Source organism: Streptomyces vulcanius (assembly GCF_042653945.1).
Lineage (GTDB): Bacteria > Actinomycetota > Actinomycetes > Streptomycetales > Streptomycetaceae > Streptomyces > Streptomyces mangrovi.
Map to the genome: position 1 here is coordinate 387,418 of NZ_JBHSFK010000005.1, position 17,547 is coordinate 404,964.

Annotated in this window: 18 protein-coding genes; 10 read left to right on the plus strand and 8 right to left on the minus strand. The window is 70.8% G+C overall.

From position 1 onward, the window contains the following. The first annotated feature begins 342 nt into the window (after positions 1-342). Complete coding sequence (locus ACFPIH_RS10815) at positions 343-927, plus strand: suppressor of fused domain protein (protein ID WP_381165021.1); 585 nt, start codon at positions 343-345, stop codon at positions 925-927. A 41-nt stretch (positions 928-968) separates the two neighbouring features. On the opposite strand, the gene ACFPIH_RS10820 is transcribed toward ACFPIH_RS10815, so the two are convergent. After that, on the minus strand, positions 969-2,171 hold the full coding sequence (locus tag ACFPIH_RS10820; RefSeq protein WP_381165018.1) for an MFS transporter: 1,203 nt from the start codon (positions 2,169-2,171) through the stop codon (positions 969-971). Positions 2,172-2,310: 139 nt separating this feature from the next. Here ACFPIH_RS10820 and ACFPIH_RS10825 point away from each other — a divergent pair, with 139 nt between their 5' ends. The 3 genes from ACFPIH_RS10825 to ACFPIH_RS10835 all read left to right on the plus strand — a co-directional run bounded on the left by ACFPIH_RS10825 (position 2,311) and on the right by ACFPIH_RS10835 (position 4,578). Beyond that, positions 2,311-2,952 (plus strand): DUF6758 family protein, encoded by a 642-nt coding sequence (locus ACFPIH_RS10825; protein ID WP_381165015.1) that lies wholly within the window; start codon positions 2,311-2,313, stop codon positions 2,950-2,952. 108 nt (positions 2,953-3,060) lie between these two features. After that, a complete protein-coding gene (locus ACFPIH_RS10830; RefSeq protein ID WP_381165012.1) occupies positions 3,061-3,918 on the plus strand; it encodes a PHP domain-containing protein in 858 nt (285 codons plus the stop codon). Between the two features lie 54 nt (positions 3,919-3,972). After that, the gene (locus tag ACFPIH_RS10835) at positions 3,973-4,578 is read left to right on the plus strand and encodes a MarC family protein (RefSeq protein ID WP_381165009.1); all 606 of its coding nucleotides are present in this window, start codon (positions 3,973-3,975) and stop codon (positions 4,576-4,578) included. Between the two features lie 94 nt (positions 4,579-4,672). Here the strand turns inward: ACFPIH_RS10835 and ACFPIH_RS10840 are convergent, their stop codons facing one another. Next, positions 4,673-4,825, minus strand: coding sequence for a hypothetical protein (locus ACFPIH_RS10840; protein WP_381165005.1), 153 nt, complete (start codon positions 4,823-4,825; stop codon positions 4,673-4,675). A gap of 208 nt (positions 4,826-5,033) precedes the next feature. Here ACFPIH_RS10840 and ACFPIH_RS10845 point away from each other — a divergent pair, with 208 nt between their 5' ends. Continuing rightward, complete coding sequence (locus tag ACFPIH_RS10845) at positions 5,034-5,930, plus strand: NYN domain-containing protein (protein ID WP_381165003.1); 897 nt, start codon at positions 5,034-5,036, stop codon at positions 5,928-5,930. Here ACFPIH_RS10845 and ACFPIH_RS10850 read toward each other — a convergent pair. Beyond that, positions 5,927-6,820 (minus strand): alpha/beta fold hydrolase, encoded by an 894-nt coding sequence (locus ACFPIH_RS10850; RefSeq protein ID WP_381165000.1) that lies wholly within the window; start codon positions 6,818-6,820, stop codon positions 5,927-5,929. The genes ACFPIH_RS10845 and ACFPIH_RS10850 overlap by 4 nt on opposite strands. 92 nt (positions 6,821-6,912) lie before the next feature. Beyond that, positions 6,913-9,684, minus strand: coding sequence for a DEAD/DEAH box helicase (locus ACFPIH_RS10855; RefSeq protein ID WP_381164997.1), 2,772 nt, complete (start codon positions 9,682-9,684; stop codon positions 6,913-6,915). A gap of 517 nt (positions 9,685-10,201) precedes the next feature. Between ACFPIH_RS10855 and ACFPIH_RS10860 the strand changes: the two genes are divergently transcribed. After that, positions 10,202-11,011, plus strand: coding sequence for a ferritin-like fold-containing protein (locus tag ACFPIH_RS10860; RefSeq protein WP_381164994.1), 810 nt, complete (start codon positions 10,202-10,204; stop codon positions 11,009-11,011). A gap of 137 nt (positions 11,012-11,148) precedes the next feature. On the opposite strand, the gene ACFPIH_RS10865 is transcribed toward ACFPIH_RS10860, so the two are convergent. From ACFPIH_RS10865 to ACFPIH_RS10880, 4 genes are all read right to left on the minus strand, one after another. Beyond that, positions 11,149-11,424, minus strand: a complete 276-nt coding sequence (locus ACFPIH_RS10865) for a hypothetical protein (RefSeq protein WP_381164991.1) — start codon at positions 11,422-11,424, stop codon at positions 11,149-11,151. Between the two features lie 196 nt (positions 11,425-11,620). After that, positions 11,621-11,848 carry a DUF3107 domain-containing protein gene (locus tag ACFPIH_RS10870; protein WP_381164988.1) on the minus strand — a complete coding sequence of 76 codons (228 nt, stop codon included), beginning with the start codon at positions 11,846-11,848 and terminating at the stop codon, positions 11,621-11,623. 146 nt (positions 11,849-11,994) lie between these two features. Continuing rightward, positions 11,995-12,636 (minus strand): TetR/AcrR family transcriptional regulator, encoded by a 642-nt coding sequence (locus ACFPIH_RS10875; RefSeq protein WP_381164986.1) that lies wholly within the window; start codon positions 12,634-12,636, stop codon positions 11,995-11,997. Positions 12,637-12,826: 190 nt separating this feature from the next. Then, positions 12,827-13,045, minus strand: coding sequence for a hypothetical protein (locus ACFPIH_RS10880; protein WP_381164984.1), 219 nt, complete (start codon positions 13,043-13,045; stop codon positions 12,827-12,829). Positions 13,046-13,202: 157 nt separating this feature from the next. Here ACFPIH_RS10880 and ACFPIH_RS10885 point away from each other — a divergent pair, with 157 nt between their 5' ends. The 4 genes from ACFPIH_RS10885 (at position 13,203) to ACFPIH_RS10900 (ending at position 17,545) form a co-directional block, all read left to right on the plus strand. Then, positions 13,203-14,174, plus strand: coding sequence for an alpha/beta fold hydrolase (locus ACFPIH_RS10885; RefSeq protein ID WP_381164981.1), 972 nt, complete (start codon positions 13,203-13,205; stop codon positions 14,172-14,174). Positions 14,175-14,181: 7 nt separating this feature from the next. Continuing rightward, complete coding sequence (locus ACFPIH_RS10890; RefSeq protein WP_381164978.1) at positions 14,182-15,513, plus strand: DUF3152 domain-containing protein; 1,332 nt, start codon at positions 14,182-14,184, stop codon at positions 15,511-15,513. A 56-nt stretch (positions 15,514-15,569) separates the two neighbouring features. After that, positions 15,570-15,665 (plus strand): Ms4533A family Cys-rich leader peptide, encoded by a 96-nt coding sequence (locus ACFPIH_RS10895; protein WP_338058722.1) that lies wholly within the window; start codon positions 15,570-15,572, stop codon positions 15,663-15,665. Between the two features lie 161 nt (positions 15,666-15,826). Then, the gene (locus tag ACFPIH_RS10900; RefSeq protein WP_381164974.1) at positions 15,827-17,545 is read left to right on the plus strand and encodes an ABC transporter substrate-binding protein; all 1,719 of its coding nucleotides are present in this window, start codon (positions 15,827-15,829) and stop codon (positions 17,543-17,545) included. The last annotated feature ends 2 nt before the right edge of the window (positions 17,546-17,547 follow it).

Consider the following 17,547-nt stretch of genomic DNA (forward strand, 5'->3'; position numbering starts at 1 on the left):
TGCTGCAAGCAAGAGAAACTTCAGGCAAGAGAAATTCAGGCAAGAGAAGACGAAGTGCTCTTCCGGCGTGGAGACGCGAACAGGAAAGGCGGCGACCAGCCAGAGCCAGGAAGCCGGAGCAGTTGTGTCAGCGGCGGGAAGAGCGAGTGGTACTGCACGGGTGACTTCGATCCATGACAGCCCCACCTCCTCCAGCCGGTCCCTCGTAAGGGAGTCCTTTGGGCGTCGGGACAAGATGGCGACGCTTCTGCGTGCTGCCCCGAACCACCGGGCAAGACTATCAGCCGACCGAAGTGTCAAGGCGCTGGTTTGCCCGGTACTGACGAGTTCTATGCTCGCGACATGGCTGATGTTCTTCCTCTGGTCGAGGCCCGGTTGCGCACCGCGCTGGGTGAGCCGGACGCCCGCGCGGCGGTCACTTTTCTGGGCACGGACCGTATCGAGGTGCTCCGCTTCCGCGCGGGGGACATCGTCCGTTACGCCACTCTCGGCATGTCCGCGCAGCCCATGGCGGACCCCACGGCGATGGTCGCCGACCCGGTCGCGGGACCGCGCGCCGAGCTGATCGTCTCCGTGCGCGGCGGCCTTGCCGAGACCGACAAGGTACTCCGCCCGCTCGCTGCACTGGCCGCGTCTCCGCAGGTGGAGGGCGTGGTCGTGGCGCCCGGCGCCTCCCTGGACGTCGGTGAGCCGCTCTGGCCCGGCGCCGCGTTCACCGCGGTGCTGGTCGCCGAGCCGGGCGGTCTGGTGGAGGACCTGGAGCTGGACGAGCCCCTCGACCCGGTCCGTTTCCTGCCGCTCCTGCCGATGACCCCGAACGAGGCGGCCTGGAAGCGCGTCCACGGCGCCCAGGCCCTCCAGGAACGCTGGCTGGCGAGCGGCACGGACCTCCGGGATCCGTCCCGGAGGTCCGTGCCCCTGGAGTGAGCCCCGGGTGACCGATGTCACCAACCGGTGGCCCGAATCGCTCAGTTGGCGAACACGGAGACACTGTCCTCCGTCGCGTGCCGCGTCTCCAGCTCCTGGGCGTCGTGAGTGAGCGCCTTCCGCCGTACGGCGACCACGACCGCGCCCAGCACCGCGGTGACCGCCGCCACCACGAACGGCATGCGGATGTCGGTCCACTCCTCGATCTTCGGCGCGAAGAAGGGCGCGGCAGCCGCGGCGAACCAGCGCACGAAGTTGTAGCCCGCGCTCGCCACCGGTCGGGGGGCGTCGGACACCCCGAGCGCCAGCTCGGTGTAGACGGTGTTGTTCACGCCGATGAACGCGCCGGACAGGATCGTGCAGACGACGGCCGTGGTGTGGGAGCCGTAGCCGAGGACGAGCACGTCGGCCGCGAGCAGCACCAGCGAGCCGCCGAGCACCCTCAGCGAACCGAACCGCTCCTGCAGCCGCGGGGCCACCAGCACCGAGAAGACGGCGAGCAGCACACCCCACGCGAAGAACACGGCTCCCGACCTGTACGGGGTCATGTCCAGCACGAACGGGGTGAAGGCCAGCACGGTGAAGAACGTGTAGTTGTAGAAGAACGCCGAGGCCGCGGCGGAGGCGAGACCGCCGTGGCCGAGCGCCCTGACCGGGTCGAGCAGCGAGGTCTTCCGGGCCGGCTTCGGCTGCTCCTTCAGGAACACCGCGACGCACAGGAAGCCGACCGCCATCAGGAACGCGGTGCCGAAGAAGGGGTAGCGCCAGCTGGCGTCGCCGAGCAGCGCGCCCAGCAGGGGGCCGCACGCCATGCCGAGGCCGAGGGCGGACTCGTACAGCAGGATCGCGGTGGCGCTGCCGCCCGCCGCCGCGCCGACGATGACCGCGAGGGCCGTCGAGACGAAGAGGGCGTTGCCCAGGCCCCAGCCGGCGCGGAAGCCGACGAGTTCGGCGACCGAGTTCGAGGTGCCGGCCAGGCCCGCGAAGACCACCACGAAGGCGAGGCCGAGCAGCAGGGTCCGCTTGCCGCCGATCCGGCTGGAGACGAAGCCGGTCACCAGCATCGCGAAGGCGGTGATCAGGAAGTACGAGGTGAAGAGCAGGGAGACCTGACTGGGTGTGGCGTCGAGGCCCTGGGCGATGGACGGCAGGATCGGGTCGACCAGCCCGATGCCCATGAAGGCGACGACGGATGCGCCGGCCGTCGCCCACACCGCCTTGGGCTGCCTAGAAATAGTTGCCATATACACACAGTAGATTAGGATGCCTAACTAATGCAAAGTGCATCTATGTGGGGCCGGTCTGGGTCCGGAGCGGGCCGCTTCGGACCGGACGGGTGATCGTCCTTGACGTGGGCCTGCTCGGGTAGGACCGTGGGGCCCTATGAGGGGCGAACCCAGTTGCCCGAAGTGTGGTGGCCGGGTCAGGGCTCCCGGACTCTTCTCCGACTCCTGGCAGTGCGATGCGCATGGGACGGTGCATCCGCTGCAGCCCGTGATCCCGCCCAGCGTCGAGGCCCTCAGTGTCGTGGTGCACCGCACCCAGGTGCCCGTGTGGATGCCGTGGCCGCTGCCGGTCGGCTGGCTGTTCACGGGAGTGACCTACGCCGGTGACGACCGCAGCGGAGGCCGGGCCACCGCCGTGGCCTGCTCCGGGCCCGGGCCGCTCGGCGGCGTCGGTGAGCTGATCCTCGTCGCGGAGGAACTCGGCGTCGGGCTCGGCGCGCGGTACGCCGGGGTCGACGGGCCGGATCCGGGGCCGTACATGAGCGTCGAGAAGCCGCCGCAGGCGAAGGTACTGGCGGCCGGCCGGCCCACTCCGCTGTGGCATGTCTCCGCCACGCCGGACGACCGCGCGGTGTTCGCGGGGGAGGCGCTGGGGCTGTGGCTGTGGGCGGTGGTCTGGCCCGAGCAGTCGGGGCTGCTGATGTACGACGAGCTGGTGCTGACGGATCTGCGGGACGCGGGGGCCGAGGTGGAGTTGGTGCCGTGCGGGGCGCTGTCACCCAGGCTGTTGAAACCCTGAGGGTCGACTGTAGGGGGTGCACCCCTGCTGCGGGTGTGACAGGAGTGCTGGAAAATCCGGTTATCCTTGAGCGTCCACCCCGTCCCGTCACCACCTGGAGTCCGCGTCGTGCGCATCGATCTGCACTGCCACTCCACGGCCTCCGACGGTACGGACACCCCGGCCGAGCTGGTGCGCAACGCTGCCGCCGCCGGGCTGGACGTCGTCGCGCTGACCGACCACGACACCACGCGCGGGTACGCCGAGGCGACCGCCGCGCTGCCGGAGGGGCTCACCCTGGTCACCGGGGCCGAGCTGTCCTGTCGCGTCGACGGCGTCTCCCTGCACATGCTGGCCTACCTCTTCGACCCCGAGGAGCCCGCTCTGCTCGCCGAGCGCGAGCTGGTGCGGGACGACCGGGTGCCCCGGGCGCGCGGGATGGTCGAAAGGCTCCAGGGAATGGGCGTGCCCATCACCTGGGAGCAGGTCGCGCGGATCGCGGCGGGTGGATCCGTCGGGCGTCCGCATGTGGCGACCGCGCTCGTCGAGCTCGGGGTGGTGCCCACCGTGAACGACGCCTTCACCCAGAACTGGCTGGCCGACGGCGGCCGGGCCCATGTGGAGAAGCACGAGACCGACCCGTTCGAGGCGATCCGGCTGGTCAAGGGCGCGGGCGGGGTCACCGTCTTCGCGCATCCGGCCGCCGGCAAGCGCGGCCGCACGGTGCCGGAGTCCACGATCGCCGAGCTGGCCGCCGCCGGCCTCGACGGCATCGAGGTCGACCACATGGACCACGACGACGAGACCCGCGCCCGGCTGCGCGGACTCGCCGCCGACCTGGGACTGCTGGTCACCGGCTCGTCGGACTACCACGGCAGCCGCAAGACCTGCGTACTCGGCGAGTACACGACCGACCCCGAGGTGTACGGCGAGATCACCCGGCGGGCGACGGGCGCGTTCCCGGTGCCGGGGACCGGCGGGGCCTGAGCTCCCGCTCGGCGTCCCCCTGTTCACCCTCTTTCGCGCAAGGCCCCTGTACTGATGTTCGATGTCGCCGTCTTCGGCTCTCTCTTCCTCACCCTTTTCGTCATCATGGATCCCCCGGGGATCACCCCGATCTTCCTCGCCCTCACCTCCGGCCGGCCCGGCAAGGTGCAGAAGCGGATGGCCTTCCAGGCGGTCTGCGTGGCGGGCGGTGTCATCACCGTCTTCGGGCTCCTGGGCCACCAGATCCTCGACTACCTGCATGTCTCCGTGCCCGCGCTGATGATCGCGGGCGGGCTGCTGCTCCTGCTCATCGCGCTCGACCTGCTGACCGGCAAGACCGACGAGCCCAAGCAGACGAAGGACGTCAACGTCGCGCTCGTCCCGCTGGGCATGCCGCTGCTGGCCGGGCCCGGTGCGATCGTGTCCGTCATCCTGGCCGTGCAGAAGGCCGACAGCGTCGCCACACAGGTCTCGGTGTGGGTGGCGATCCTCGCCATCCATGCCGTGCTGTGGCTGGTGATGCGCTACTCGCTGCTGATCATCAGGGTCATCAAGGACGGCGGCGTGGTCCTGGTGACCCGGCTCGCGGGCATGATGCTCTCCGCGATCGCCGTGCAGCAGATCATCAACGGGGTGACCCAGGTGATCCAGGGCGCGTGACGGGCCGTCACAGGCAGAGCCCCCGTACGGCGTAGGTGCCGTACGGGGGCTCTGAAAGCTTCCGCGGTGATCCGCGTGTGGTGGTCCGCGTCTGTTACGAGGCCGGGTTGTCGGCCGGACGGATCCACAGCCGCTGCCCTATGGCGGCGGCGTCCTGAACGATCCGGTTGACGGAGGCGGCGTCCACGACAGTGCAGTCCACGGGCGTGCCATCGACGTCGTCGAGTCGCAGAATTTCGAAGCGCACGGGCTTCTCCCTTCGTCTGGTCATCCTCCTGGAGGATTACTTGCTGCATGCTTTCTTGCTACATGAGTAGTCAACGCGTTGCGTGTTACAAACATTCCCTACGCTAAAGAAATTTTTCGAACGTCTAATTACTAACGGGTAACAGAGTCTGCGGAGACTGAACGGGATCGGTTGTGTTCACAGCGTGACCGCCGAGACAATGGAGGCGATGAATGACGACCTCTCTCCCCTCAGCGACCGCATCGACCGCACGAACGAGCTGCTCCAGCGCATGCTCGCCGAGGTGGCCAAGACACCCTCGACCCATGCGATCTTCGTCGACGCGGGGTACCTCTACGCCGCCGCCGGCCGGCTGATCGCCGGGACGGAGGACCGCAGGGCGTTCGACCTGGACGCCGAGGGGCTCATCGAGGCGCTCATCGACCGCGCCCGCAGCATCTTCGCGGACAGCAGACTGCTGCGCGTCTACTGGTACGACGGCGCCCGGCGCCGCATCCACACCGCCGAGCAGCAGTCCATCGCCGAACTCCCCGACGTCAAGGTCCGGTTGGGCAACCTCAACGCCAACAACCAGCAGAAGGGCGTGGACTCGTTGATCCGCACGGATCTGGAGTCCCTGGCCCGGCACCGCGCCATCAGCGACGCGGCCCTGCTCGGCGGCGACGAGGACCTGGTCTCGGCCGTGGAGGCAGCCCAGGGCTACGGCGCCCGCGTCCACCTCTGGGGCATCGAGGCCCCAGAGGGCCGCAACCAGGCCGAGCCGCTGCTCTGGGAGGTCGACAGCCAGCGCACCCTCGACCTCGACTTCTTCAAGCCGTACGTCGCCCGGCGCACCGCCGCGGCCTACGAGGCGAGCGGCGCGGGCCGGCCCACGCGCGAGGACGTCCGTTTCGTCGGCGCCCAGATCGCGGCGAAGTGGCTGGCGGCGCGGGGCCGGGAGTCCCTCGTCGAGCTGCTGCCGGGCCATCCCTATCTGCCCGGCTCCGTCGACCAGGACCTCCTGGTGGAGGCCGAGGGCATCCTGCAGTACTCCCTGCGCGGCCAGTCGGACCTCAGACGCGCACTCCGGGACGGCTTCTGGGAGCACGTGCAGACGCAGTACTAGTCACGTCGGCCGTGCTTGTCCCAGAAGTCGGCCAGGGCCTGGGCCGTCGGCAGGGGGCGTTCCATGTTCGGCGAGTGCTCCGCGCCGGGGATCACCGTCCGCTGCGCCCGCAGGGTCACCGCCATGCCGTCCAGGATCGTCACCGGCCAGGTGTCGTCGTACGCGCCCGACAGGACATGCAACGGCAGTGGGACGGCGGCGAGTTCGCCGACGCGGTTCGGCTCGGTGCACAACTGGCGCCCGGTGGCGAGGAGTTGGGCGGGCCGGTGGTTCAGCCAGCGCAGGCGCAACTGCTCCGGGCCGCCGAAGCCGCGGGCCGGACCGCCGACTTCCTCCGGCGGGCCCATCGCCAGGATCGCCGCCCAGACCTCGGGCATCGTCATCACGGTGAGCGCGTCGTGCAGCAGCTTCACCCGCTGCTTCTGCGACTCCGAGATCTCGGCAGGGCCCGAGGAGAGCAGGGTGAACGAGACGAACGGGGAGTGGTCGAGGAGGACGGCGGCGCGGGCGATCTGGCCGCCGAGGGAGTGCCCCACGAGGTGCAGGGGGGTGTCCAGGGCGGCTGCCTGAGCCAGCACGTCCCGGGCCAACTCCTCCTGGGCGTAGGGGGATTCGTCGTCGGCGGGCCCGCCGGTCTCGTTCTGTCCGCGGCCGTCGACGGCGACGACGCGGTAGCCGCGTGCCGCCAGCGGCTCGTGCAGCAGGTGGAAGTCCTCCTTGCTGCCGGTGAATCCGGGCAGCAGCAGCGCGACGCCCCGCGGCTCGACACCGGTGGCCACGGGCGAGTCGACGACGGCGAAGTCACCGCGTGCGGTGGGCAGCCGGTACGCGTCGGCGCCCGGGGGCGTGGGGAAGGGAGACGGGGTGCTGTTCGTCGGCCTGGTGGTCACGTGCCGAGGCTACAACGCGGTCCGAAACGCAGACCGACGGCCCGGCTCCTCCACGGGGGAGGAACCGGGCCGTCGGACGCGGTGCCGGTCTGTCAGCCTTCGGCAGGCTCCGCGGCGGCCGTCGCCTTGCGCGTCCGCCGCGCCCTCGGCTTCGCCTCGGCCTCCGGGGCCTCGGCGGTTGCCGTTACCGCTGCGGCGGTCTTGCGGGTCCGGCGCGGCTTGACCGCCACGTCGGTGTCCGCCTCCGGCGTGACCTGAGCGGGGATCACGGCGGCGGCGGTCTTGCGGGTCCGGCGGGGCTTGACCTCGGCTTCGGGGGCTTCGGCGGTCGCGGTTGCCGTTACCGCTGCGGCGGTCTTGCGGGTGCGGCGCAGCTTGGCCTCCGTGGCTTCCGCCGTGTCGACGGCAGCCTCGGCCGCAGCCGTGGTCTTGCGGGTCCGGCGGGGCTTGACCTCGGCTTCGGGGGCTTCGGCGGTCGCGGTTGCCGCTACCGCAGCGGCGGTCTTGCGGGTGCGGCGCGGCTTGGCCTCCGTGGCTTCCGCCGTGTCGACCGCTGCCTCGGCCGCAGCCGCCGTCTTGCGCGTACGGCGCGGCTTGGCCTCCGGCTCCTGCGTGGCCTGGGCCGGGATGCCGGCAGCGACGGCTGCGGTCGCCGTCGTCGCGGCCGCCTTCCGGGTCCGGCGGGGCTTGGCCTCGGTGGCCTCGACGGTGTCGAGGGCGACCTCGGCCGGGGCCGCTGCCGCGGTCTTGCGGGTGCGGCGCGGCTTGACCTCGGCCTCGGGAGCCTCGACCGGGGCGGCGGCGGCCGTCTTCCGAGTGCGGCGCGCCTTGGGCGCGGCCTCCACGGCTGCCGTGGCCTCGACCGTGTCGACGGCTTCGACGGCGGCTTCGGCGGGGGCGGCTGCCTTGCGGGTTCGGCGGCGCGGTGCGGGCTCGGCGGTTGCGGTTGCCTCGACCGTGTCGACGGCTTCGACGGCTTCGACGGCTTCGACGGCTTCGACGGCTTCGACGGCGGCTTCGGCGGGAGCCGCTGCCTTGCGGGTGCGGCGGCGCGGTGCGGCCTCGGCGACGGTCTCCGCGACCGGGGTCTCCACGGCGGGCGCGGTCTCCGCGGTCTTGCGGGTGCGGCGGCGCGGCTTGCTCTCCACGGCCTCCGCCGTGTCCGCGACGGCCTCGGCGGCGACTTCGGTGACCGCGACGGCCTCGGCGACCGGAGCGGCCGCCAGGACCTCCACGGCCTCCGCCGTCCTACGGGTGCGGCGGCGGCGCGGCCTCGCCGGCGTCTCGGGGGCCTCGGGCGCCACGGGGACGTCCAGGGCCGGGCCCTCCGCCGTCGTCACGGCCGCCACCGCTGCCTCGGGGGCGGTGGTGGGGACGGTCGTCGCAGCGACCGGCTCGGCGCCCGCTCCGTTACGTGTACGGCGTCGGCGGCGCGGGGTGCGGGACGGCGCGGCGGCCTCCTCGGCCATGGGCGCCGACTCGGTCGTGGGAACCGCGGGAGCCGTAGGAGCCGTGAAAGCGGACTGTTCCGGCGTTCCGTCGAGCGGGCTGCCGTTGCGGGTGCGACGGCGGCGGCGCGGAGTGCGGGACGGGCGCTCCTGCTCGGCGGCACGGTCGGCGGAGCGGGGCTCGCCCCGGCCGCCGCCACGACCGCCGCGCGCACCACGGCCGCCCGGCTCGCCGAGGTCCTCGAGCACCTCCGCGCCGAGCCCGGCGCGGGTGCGCTCCGAGCGCGGCAGCACACCCTTGGTGCCCGCGGGGATGCTCAGCTCCTCGAAGAGGTGCGGGGAGGTGGAGTACGTCTCCGGCGGATCGTTGAACGAAAGGTTCAGCGCCTTGTTGATGAGCTGCCAGCGCGGGATGTCGTCCCAGTCGACGAGGGTGACCGCGATGCCCTTGGCGCCCGCGCGGCCCGTACGGCCGATGCGGTGCAGGTACGTCTTCTCGTCCTCGGGCGTCTGGTAGTTGATGACGTGGGTGACGCCCTCGACGTCGATGCCACGGGCGGCGACGTCGGTGCAGACGAGGACGTCCACCTTGCCGTTGCGGAAGGCGCGCAGCGCCTGCTCGCGGGCGCCCTGGCCGAGGTCGCCGTGGACCGCGCCGGAGGCGAAGCCGCGCTGCTGGAGCTGGTCGGCCAGGTCGGCAGCCGTGCGCTTGGTACGGCAGAACACCATGACCAGGCCGCGGCCCTCGGCCTGGAGGATGCGCGCGACCAGCTCGGGCTTGTCCATGTTGTGCGCGCGGAACACGTGCTGCTTGGTGTTCGCGACGGTCCTGTCCACGTCGTCCGGCGACGTGGCGTTGATGTGCGTGGGCTGCGACATGTAGCGGCGCGCGAGACCGATGACCGCGCCCGGCATGGTCGCCGAGAACAGCATGGTCTGGCGCTTCGCCGGAAGCATGTTGATGATCTTCTCGACGTCGGGCAGGAAGCCCAGGTCGAGCATCTCGTCGGCCTCGTCGAGGACGAGGGACCTGATGTGCTTGAGGTCGAGCTTCTTCTGGCCCGCGAGGTCGAGCAGTCGGCCCGGGGTGCCGACGACGACGTCGACGCCCTTGCGGAGGGCCTCGACCTGGGGCTCGTAGGCCCGGCCGCCGTAGATGGCGAGAACGCGTACGTTGCGCACCTTGCCGGCGGTCAGGAGGTCGTTGGTGACCTGGGTGCACAGCTCGCGCGTGGGGACGACGACGAGCGCCTGCGGGGCGTCGGTGAGGGCCTCGGGCTTGGCGCGGCCGGCCTCGACGTCGGCGGGGACGGTCACGCGCTCGAGGAGCGGGAGGCCGAAGCCGAGCGTCTTGCCGGTGCCCGTCTTGGCCTGGCCGATGACGTCCGTGCCCGAAAGGGCCACGGGGAGCGTCATCTCCTGGATGGGGAAGGGAGTGATGATGCCGACGGCCTCAAGGGCCTCAGCGGTCTCGGGAAGGATCCCGAGGTCTCGGAACGTAGTCAGGGTGCTGCCTCTTCTGTGTACGCGGTGCGAGGCGAGCGCGGGGGTCTTTGACGGACCGTGCCGGGGACGTCGGCTGCCATACGGGCGAGCCGTGAGCGGCAAGCCGTTTGACACGGGACCTCTACCGACGCTCTAGCGCTCGTACCGCTGAGGGTGTCCCTCTTGTCGTCGTACGCAATGTGCCGTACGGCCAGGGAGGGCTGTCGGGTCGGAGCCGATCGGGCCACCGACCGGGCATCCTCATACGTGCGGCCCGTCGAATATTCGGCAGGCGCATTACTACCATACCCCGGAAACACGCACATGCGATGGCCGATTCGGTCACGTTGTGGTTGTCACAGTGCCGGGGACGGTCCCGTGCGTCGACGTTGTCACACTGATTGACCAGGGACTTCCACCCCGCGGTGAGCGGGCTATTGTGCGCTTCATGACGACCTCTGACAAGCCTGACAACCCGTCCGCCGAGTCTTCCGGGTCCCCCGAGCCCGCCGAAAACGCGGGGAAGACCGGGAACGCCGGGAAGGCCGAGGAGACAGCCCCCACCGGCATCGCCGCTCAGGACTGGGCGCAGGCGTCCGCAGAGCCGCAGTACCGGGCCGCGGTCGTGGACCTGCTCGGGGCGCTCGCGTACGGCGAGCTGGCGGCGTTCGAGCGGCTCGCGGAGGACGCCAAGCTGGCGCCGACCCTGGAGGACAAGGCGGAGCTGGCGAAGATGGCGTCGGCCGAGTTCCACCACTTCGAGCGGCTGCGCGACCGGCTCACGGAGATCGGCGAGCAGCCGACGCTGGCGATGGAACCGTTCGTGGCCGCCCTCGACGGATTCCACAAGCAGACGGCGCCCTCGGACTGGCTGGAGGGCCTGGTCAAGGCGTATGTCGGCGACTCGATCGCCAGCGACTTCTACCGCGAGGTCGCGGTGCGCCTCGACAACGACACCCGTGCCCTGGTGCTCGCGGTGCTCGACGACACCGGACACGCGGGCTTCGCCGTGGACCGGGTGCGGGCCGCGATCGACGCCGAACCGCGGGTGGGCGGACGACTCGCGCTGTGGGCGCGGCGGCTGATGGGCGAGGCGCTGTCGCAGTCCCAGCGGGTGGTCGCGGACCGGGACGCGCTGTCGACGATGCTCGTGGGCGGTGTCGCCGACGGCTTCGACCTCGCCGAGGTCGGCCGGATGTTCTCCCGGATCACGGAGGCCCACACCAAGCGGATGGCGGCCTTGGGGCTGGCCGCGTAGACCCTCGCGGCCTGCGCGGCCTGCGCGGGTGCCGGTCGCCGAGCGAAGCGCAGGTGCCTGCGCGTTTGCGGTGCCGGGGATGCGGAGGCCTCAGTGTCGACCGCGCGGGCTCCGGTACGTGCCGCCGCGCGCGTGCCCTACACCTGGGCCGGTGCCGACCGTCCGCGGAAGTGGCCGGCCGGGCGCAGCAGCAGGGAGAGGGACGCGACGGAGACGACGGCCGCTCCGACCAGGCTCACCGGGACGCTGCCGGGGCCCAGCGCGCTGTGGGTGACGAAGTCACCGAACAGGGCTCCGGCGACGCCCGTCGCCACGACGAGGGCGCGCAGCGGCAGACGGTGCGAGAGGCGGGCCAGCGCCGCCCACGCGAGGGCGAGACCTAGCACAGCGGAGCCGAGCGCTTCCAAGATCATGTGAGGGTCCCTCCCGGACGGTGGGGCTGTGCACCAAGGTCGTAGCCCGTCATACCCGTGACCTGCGGAATGCAATCCTTCCGTGTGGACGACTTGTGCGCCGTCCGTGGAGCCCGCGGAATGCCTGACAGACGTGAAGGGGGCTCGGTGGCTGCGCAGCCACCGAGCCCCCTTCACGCTTCACGCGATGCGTTGCCTACAGTGCGCCGAAGCCCACCTTGCGCGGGGCCGGCTCGCCCAGCTCGACGTAGGCGAGGCGGTCGGCCGGAACCAGGACCTTGCGGCCGTGCTGGTCCACGAGGCTGAGCAGCTGCGTCTTGCCGGCCAGTGCCTCGGCCACCACGCGCTCGACCTCCTCGGGAGTCTGACCGCTCTCCAGAACGATCTCGCGGGGCGCGTGCTGCACGCCGATCTTGACCTCCACGGCTATGTCCCTCCGACGGTCAGGTAGTGCGCGGGCGTCCGCGCCGTTCGCTGCACACATTAGCCCGGTGAGGGGACGTGTACGGCGCGGTGGTCCACGCCGTCAGCGAACAGCGGACGGGAACAAACGGGCGACGCGCGTGCGGGTCAGTGCTGTTCGGTCCCGTGCAGCGGGAAACCGGCGATGCCCCGCCAGGCCAGCGAGGCCAGCAGCTGCACCGCCTGGTCGCGCGGGACGCTGCGGTCGCTGTGCAGCCAGGAGCGGGCCACGACCTGGGCGAGTCCGCCGAGCCCGGAGGCGAGCAGCATCGACTCGGCACGCGAGAGACCGGTGTCCTCGGCGATGACGTCGCAGATCGCCTCGGCGCACTCGTTGGTGACCTTGTCGACGCGCTCCCGCACCGCGGGCTCGTTCGTCAGGTCGGACTCGAAGACCAGGCGGAAGGCGCCGCCGTCGTCCTCGACGTACGCGAAATAGGCGTCCATGGTCGCCCGTACGCGCTGCTTGTTGTCGGTCGTGGAGGCGAGCGCGCCCCGCACGGCCTGGATCAGCGACTCGCAGTGCTGGTCCAGCAGGGCGAGATAGAGGTCCAGCTTGCCCGGGAAGTGCTGGTAGAGCACGGGCTTGCTGACGCCCGCCCGCTCGGCGATGTCGTCCATGGCGGCCGCGTGGTAGCCCTGCGCGACGAAGACTTCCTGGGCGGCGCCCAGCAGCTGGTTCCGTCGGGCACGGCGCGGCAGGCGCGTCCCTCGCGGGCGCGCCGCCTCTGTCTGCTCGATGGCTGTCACGCCGCCTCCCAAAGTCGTCCACATGCGGTGAGCGCCGCGCGGCCCATCGTACTTTTCAGTAACCCTGTGGCGCGCGGTGCGAGCGCAGAATTTCACGAACCGGACGATCACAAAAGCCGTACAGAAGGTTTTGAAGTGGGGCGGTCCGGGCAGACTCGCGCCCGCTTCTGTCCGGCGCATCGCCCCGACGTCAGCGGTAGTCGTCCTCGTCGAGGGAGACGACGCGCGCCTGTTCGGCCAGATCCGCCTCGTTCGCCCGCGCGGGGTCCACGTCCTCCAGGGGGACGTCCCGCTCCCGGGTGACGTCCGTGTACTGCTCGGCGGCGTCGTCCTGTGGCGCCTCGACATCGATCTCCCCGAAGTCGTCGTCCTCCTCGAACGTCTCGGGGTCGGTGGGGTCGACTGCCATGGTGGGCTCCCTTCCTACGAACCAACTCCTGCAAGCGGGTGCCCTCGATACGAGCCTAGGAGACACCTGTTTCGGACGCCATGCGGTGTGCCTCCGAGATGTACCTGTGACGGCGAACACACAAGATCGCGCGTGATCGTCTCGTAACATTGCCCGCATGTCGTCGACCGAGCTGCCCTCCGTGCCGCCGACCAGTGTGCTGCCGAAGACGGTCTCCGTCAGAGTCGCCGAGGGCGAACGGCTGCGGACGGTCGGCCTGCCGGGCGTCACCCTCACCGTCCGTTCCAGGCCGCCCACGCGCGGGAACCTCGAGCCGGCGCTGTACGTCCACGGCCTCGGCGGTTCCTCGCAGAACTGGTCCGCGCTGATGGCGCTGCTGGAGGGGGACGTGGCCGGTGAGGCCCTCGACCTGCCCGGCTTCGGCGACTCCCCGCCGCCGGACGACGGCAACTACTCCCTCACGGCACACGCGCGTGCCGTGATCCGCTATCTCGACGCCGTCGACCGCGGTCCGGTGCACCTCTTCGGCAACTCGATGGGCGGCGCCGTCTCCACCAGGGTCGCCGCCGTGCGCCCCGACCTCGTCCGCAGCCTGACGCTGGTCTCGCCCGCGCTGCCGGAGCTGCGCGTGCAGCGCACCGCGGTGCCCACGGCACTGGCCGGTATGCCCGGCGTCACCGCGCTCTTCAGCAGACTCACCCGGGAGTGGACCGCCGAGCAGCGCGTCCGCGGCGTCCTGGCGCTCTGCTACGGCGAGCCCGAGCGGGTCACCCCGGAGGAGTTCCGGCACGCGGTGGAGGAGTTCGACCGGCGGCTGCAACTGCCGTACTTCTGGGACGCGCTGACGCGCTCCACGCGCGGGCTGGTCAGCGCCTACACCCTGGGCGGCCAGCACGGGCTGTGGCGGCAGGCCGAGCGCGTCCTGGCCCCGACCCTGCTGGTCTACGGCGGTCGCGACCAGCTCGTGGGCTTCCGTATGGCCCAGCGCGCCGCCCGTGCCTTCCGCGACTCCCGTCTGCTCACGCTGCCGGACGCCGGGCACGTGGCGATGATGGAGTACCCGGAGACGGTGGCCACGGCCTTCCGGGAGCTCCTCGCCGAGACCGCCGACGCGAAACCGGGGGGCTGAAGCAGACGTGGGACGTCACAGCCGACGTGGGTCGGCGGCCAAGCGAGCGCCCGAGAACTCCTCCGGCGCCTCCGGGTACGCCGACGACACATCCGGGCGCGGTACGCCCCTGGTGCCCGACGGGACGCCCCCGCACGGCTTCCCGGCGCTCCCGGAGGGAACTCCGGACCGAGGCGCCCCCCGTCACCCCGACGGCACGCCCGCACACGGCTTCCCACGGGTCCGGGGCGGCCATCCCGAGCAGCGGGAGGCCGGAGGCGGCTGGGGTGAGCTGAGCGGACGTCAGGGCGGCTCCGCCGGGGGACCGGTGATACCGCGTCAGCGGTCGGCGCCGCGGGGGCCCCGGGGGCCACGCCAGGAGTACCTCGACGCCTTCGCCCACGACGCCGACGATGACGACGACGTGTTCACGCGCACGGGTAGGCCGTTCGCGTCTACGCGCGCGTCGGACCGCGTCCCCGGTCAGGATGGGGACGTGCATACGGCAGCCCCCGTGGACGACGACGCCCCACCCACCGGCGCCCCCGTGGACGCGAAGGGGGCCAAGGGCCGTACCTTCGCCGGCATCGGGGCCGCCGCGGTCGCCACCGTGCTGGCGGTCGTGGTGGCGGGCCAGATGACCGGCACGCGCGACGAGGACCGCGTGGAGTCGCAGTCGGCGGCCGGCCGCGGTCCCGCGGGCGCCGTGGGCTCACTCGCGCCGAGCCCGTCCGCCTCCGTCTCGCCGACCCCGGTGGTGCGGACGTACGCGCAGAAGATGGGCGCCAAGTACAAGCTCGACGCCGACCTCGACGGCTCCGGGAAGTTCTACGCGGTCCCCGGCGTGGACAAGGCGCCCGGCAAGGGCGAGAAGTTCACCTACCGGGTGGACGTGGAGAAGGGGCTGGACCTCGACGGCACGCTCTTCGCGCAGGCCGTGCAGAAGACCCTCAACGACGACCGCAGCTGGGCGCACAACGGCGCGCGCACCTTCGAGCGGATCCACTCGGGCGAGCCCGACTTCGTCATCACCCTCGCCAGCCCCGGCACCACCGCGGACTGGTGCGCCGAGTCCGGCCTGGACACCACCGAGGACAACGTTTCCTGCGACTCGGCCGCCACCGAACGCGTCATGATCAACGCCTACCGGTGGGCCCAGGGCTCGAAGACGTACGGCGACAAGATCTACGCCTACCGGCAGATGCTGATCAACCACGAGGTCGGCCACCGCCTCGGGTACCACCATGTGAACTGCGAGACGGACGGCGCTCTGGCGCCCGTCATGCAGCAGCAGACCAAGTTCCTCGACCACGACGGGATCCACTGTCTGCCCAACCCCTGGCCGTACCCGGAGAGCTGACGGGCCGTCCGGAAGCCACGTTGACATGCTCAGCAATGTCATCCATATTTTTGCGCATGTGGTCTAGTCATGCCGTCGACAGCAGCGCCGCCATCGAGCTGGCGCTCATCGGCGTGACCGCACTCTGCGTGGCCGACATCCACTGTCGCTGACGCCCGCCCCTTCAGGCGCGCGTCACTCCTTTTGTCTGACGACGATCTGACGACACCTTGCGCCGGGGCGGACGTCTGTCCACTTCCGTCTCACCCCTCGTCAATTTGTCTCACATGCCGAGACATCGACGGAGACTGCCAACCGAGAGGTCGTCATTCCCATGCGTCAACTGTCCCTCATAGCGCGCCGTGTGGCCGCGGCGTCCGTCGGCCTGGTGGTGGCAGCCGGTGCCGCCGCCTGCGGGCCGGAAGACAACGATGCCAAGGCCTCCGGCAGCGACTCCACGCCACACCAGGGCGGCACGCTGACCATCCTCAACCGCAACCCGCAACAGGACTTCGACCCGGCCCGCCTCTACACCTCCGGCGGCGGCAAGGTCCCCTCCCTGGTCTTCCGTACGCTCACCACGCGCAACCGCGAGAACGGCGCCGCCGGCGCGAAGGTCGTCCCCGACCTCGCCACCGACACCGGCCGCCCCAACAAGGACGCGACCGTCTGGACGTACACCCTCAAGGAGGGACTCAAGTACGAGGACGGCACCGCGATCACCTCCGCCGACATCAAGTACGGCATCGAGCGGTCCTTCGCGCCCGAGCTGTCGGGCGGCGCCCCCTATCTGCGGGACTGGCTGGTCGGCGCGGCCGACTACCAGGGGCCGTACAAGGACGCCAAGGGGCTCGACGCCATCGAGACCCCGGACAGCCGCACCATCGTCTTCCACCTGAACAAGCCCGAGGGCGAGTTCCCCTACCTGGCCACCCAGACGCAGTTCGCGCCCGTCCCGAAGGCCAAGGACACCGGCACCAAGTACGAGGAGCACCCGGTGTCGTCGGGGCCGTACAAGGTCGTCAAGAACGAGAACGACGGTGAGCGGCTCACCCTGGCGCGCAACACCTACTGGTCGGAGAAGACCGACGCCGAGCGCAAGGCCTACCCGGACAAGATCGACGTACGGTCCGGTCTGGACTCGTCCGTGATCAACCAGCGGCTGTCCGCGTCCCAAGGGGCGGACGCCACCGCCATCACCACGGACACCAACCTCGGGCCGGCCGAGCTCGCCAAGGTGACCGGCGACAAGGAACTCGCCGCCCGCGTCGGCACCGGGCACTTCGGCTACACGAACTACATCGCCTTCAACCCCGAGGTGAAGCCGTTCGACGACATCAGGGTGCGCCAGGCGGTCTCGTACGCCGTCGACCGGTCGTCCGTGGTGAACGCGGCGGGCGGCTCGTCGCTCGCCGAGGCCGCGACCACCTTCCTGCCGAACCAGAAGTCCTTCGGCTACGCGCCGTACGACCTCTTCCCGGCCGGCGCGACCGGCGATCCGGCGAAGGCCAAGGAGCTGCTGAAGGAGGCCGGTCACCCGAACGGGCTGACCGTCACCCTCACCCACTCCAACAGCCAGGACTTCGAGACCAGCCCGGAGATCGCGACCGCGATCCAGGACGCGCTCAAGAAGGCCGGCATCACCGTCAAGCTCCAGGGTCTGGAGGAGAACGACTACTCCGACACGATCCACGACGTGAAGACCGAGCCCGGCTTCTTCCTCGCGCACTGGGGTGCCGACTGGCCCTCCGGCGGTCCCTTCCTCGCCCCGATCTTCGACGGCCGGCAGATCGTGACGGACGGCGCGAACTTCAACACCGGCCTGCTCAATGACAAGTCGGTCAATGCCGACATTGACGCGATCAACAAGTTGACCGATCTTGACGCCGCCGCCAAGCGATGGGGCGCACTGGACAAGAAGATCGGCGAACAGGCACTGACCGTCCCGCTGTTCCACCCGGTCTACAAGCGGCTGTACGGCAAGGACGTCCGCAACATCGTCATCAGCGACTGGGACGGCGTCCTGGACCCCTCGCAGGTCTCGGTCAAGTAGCA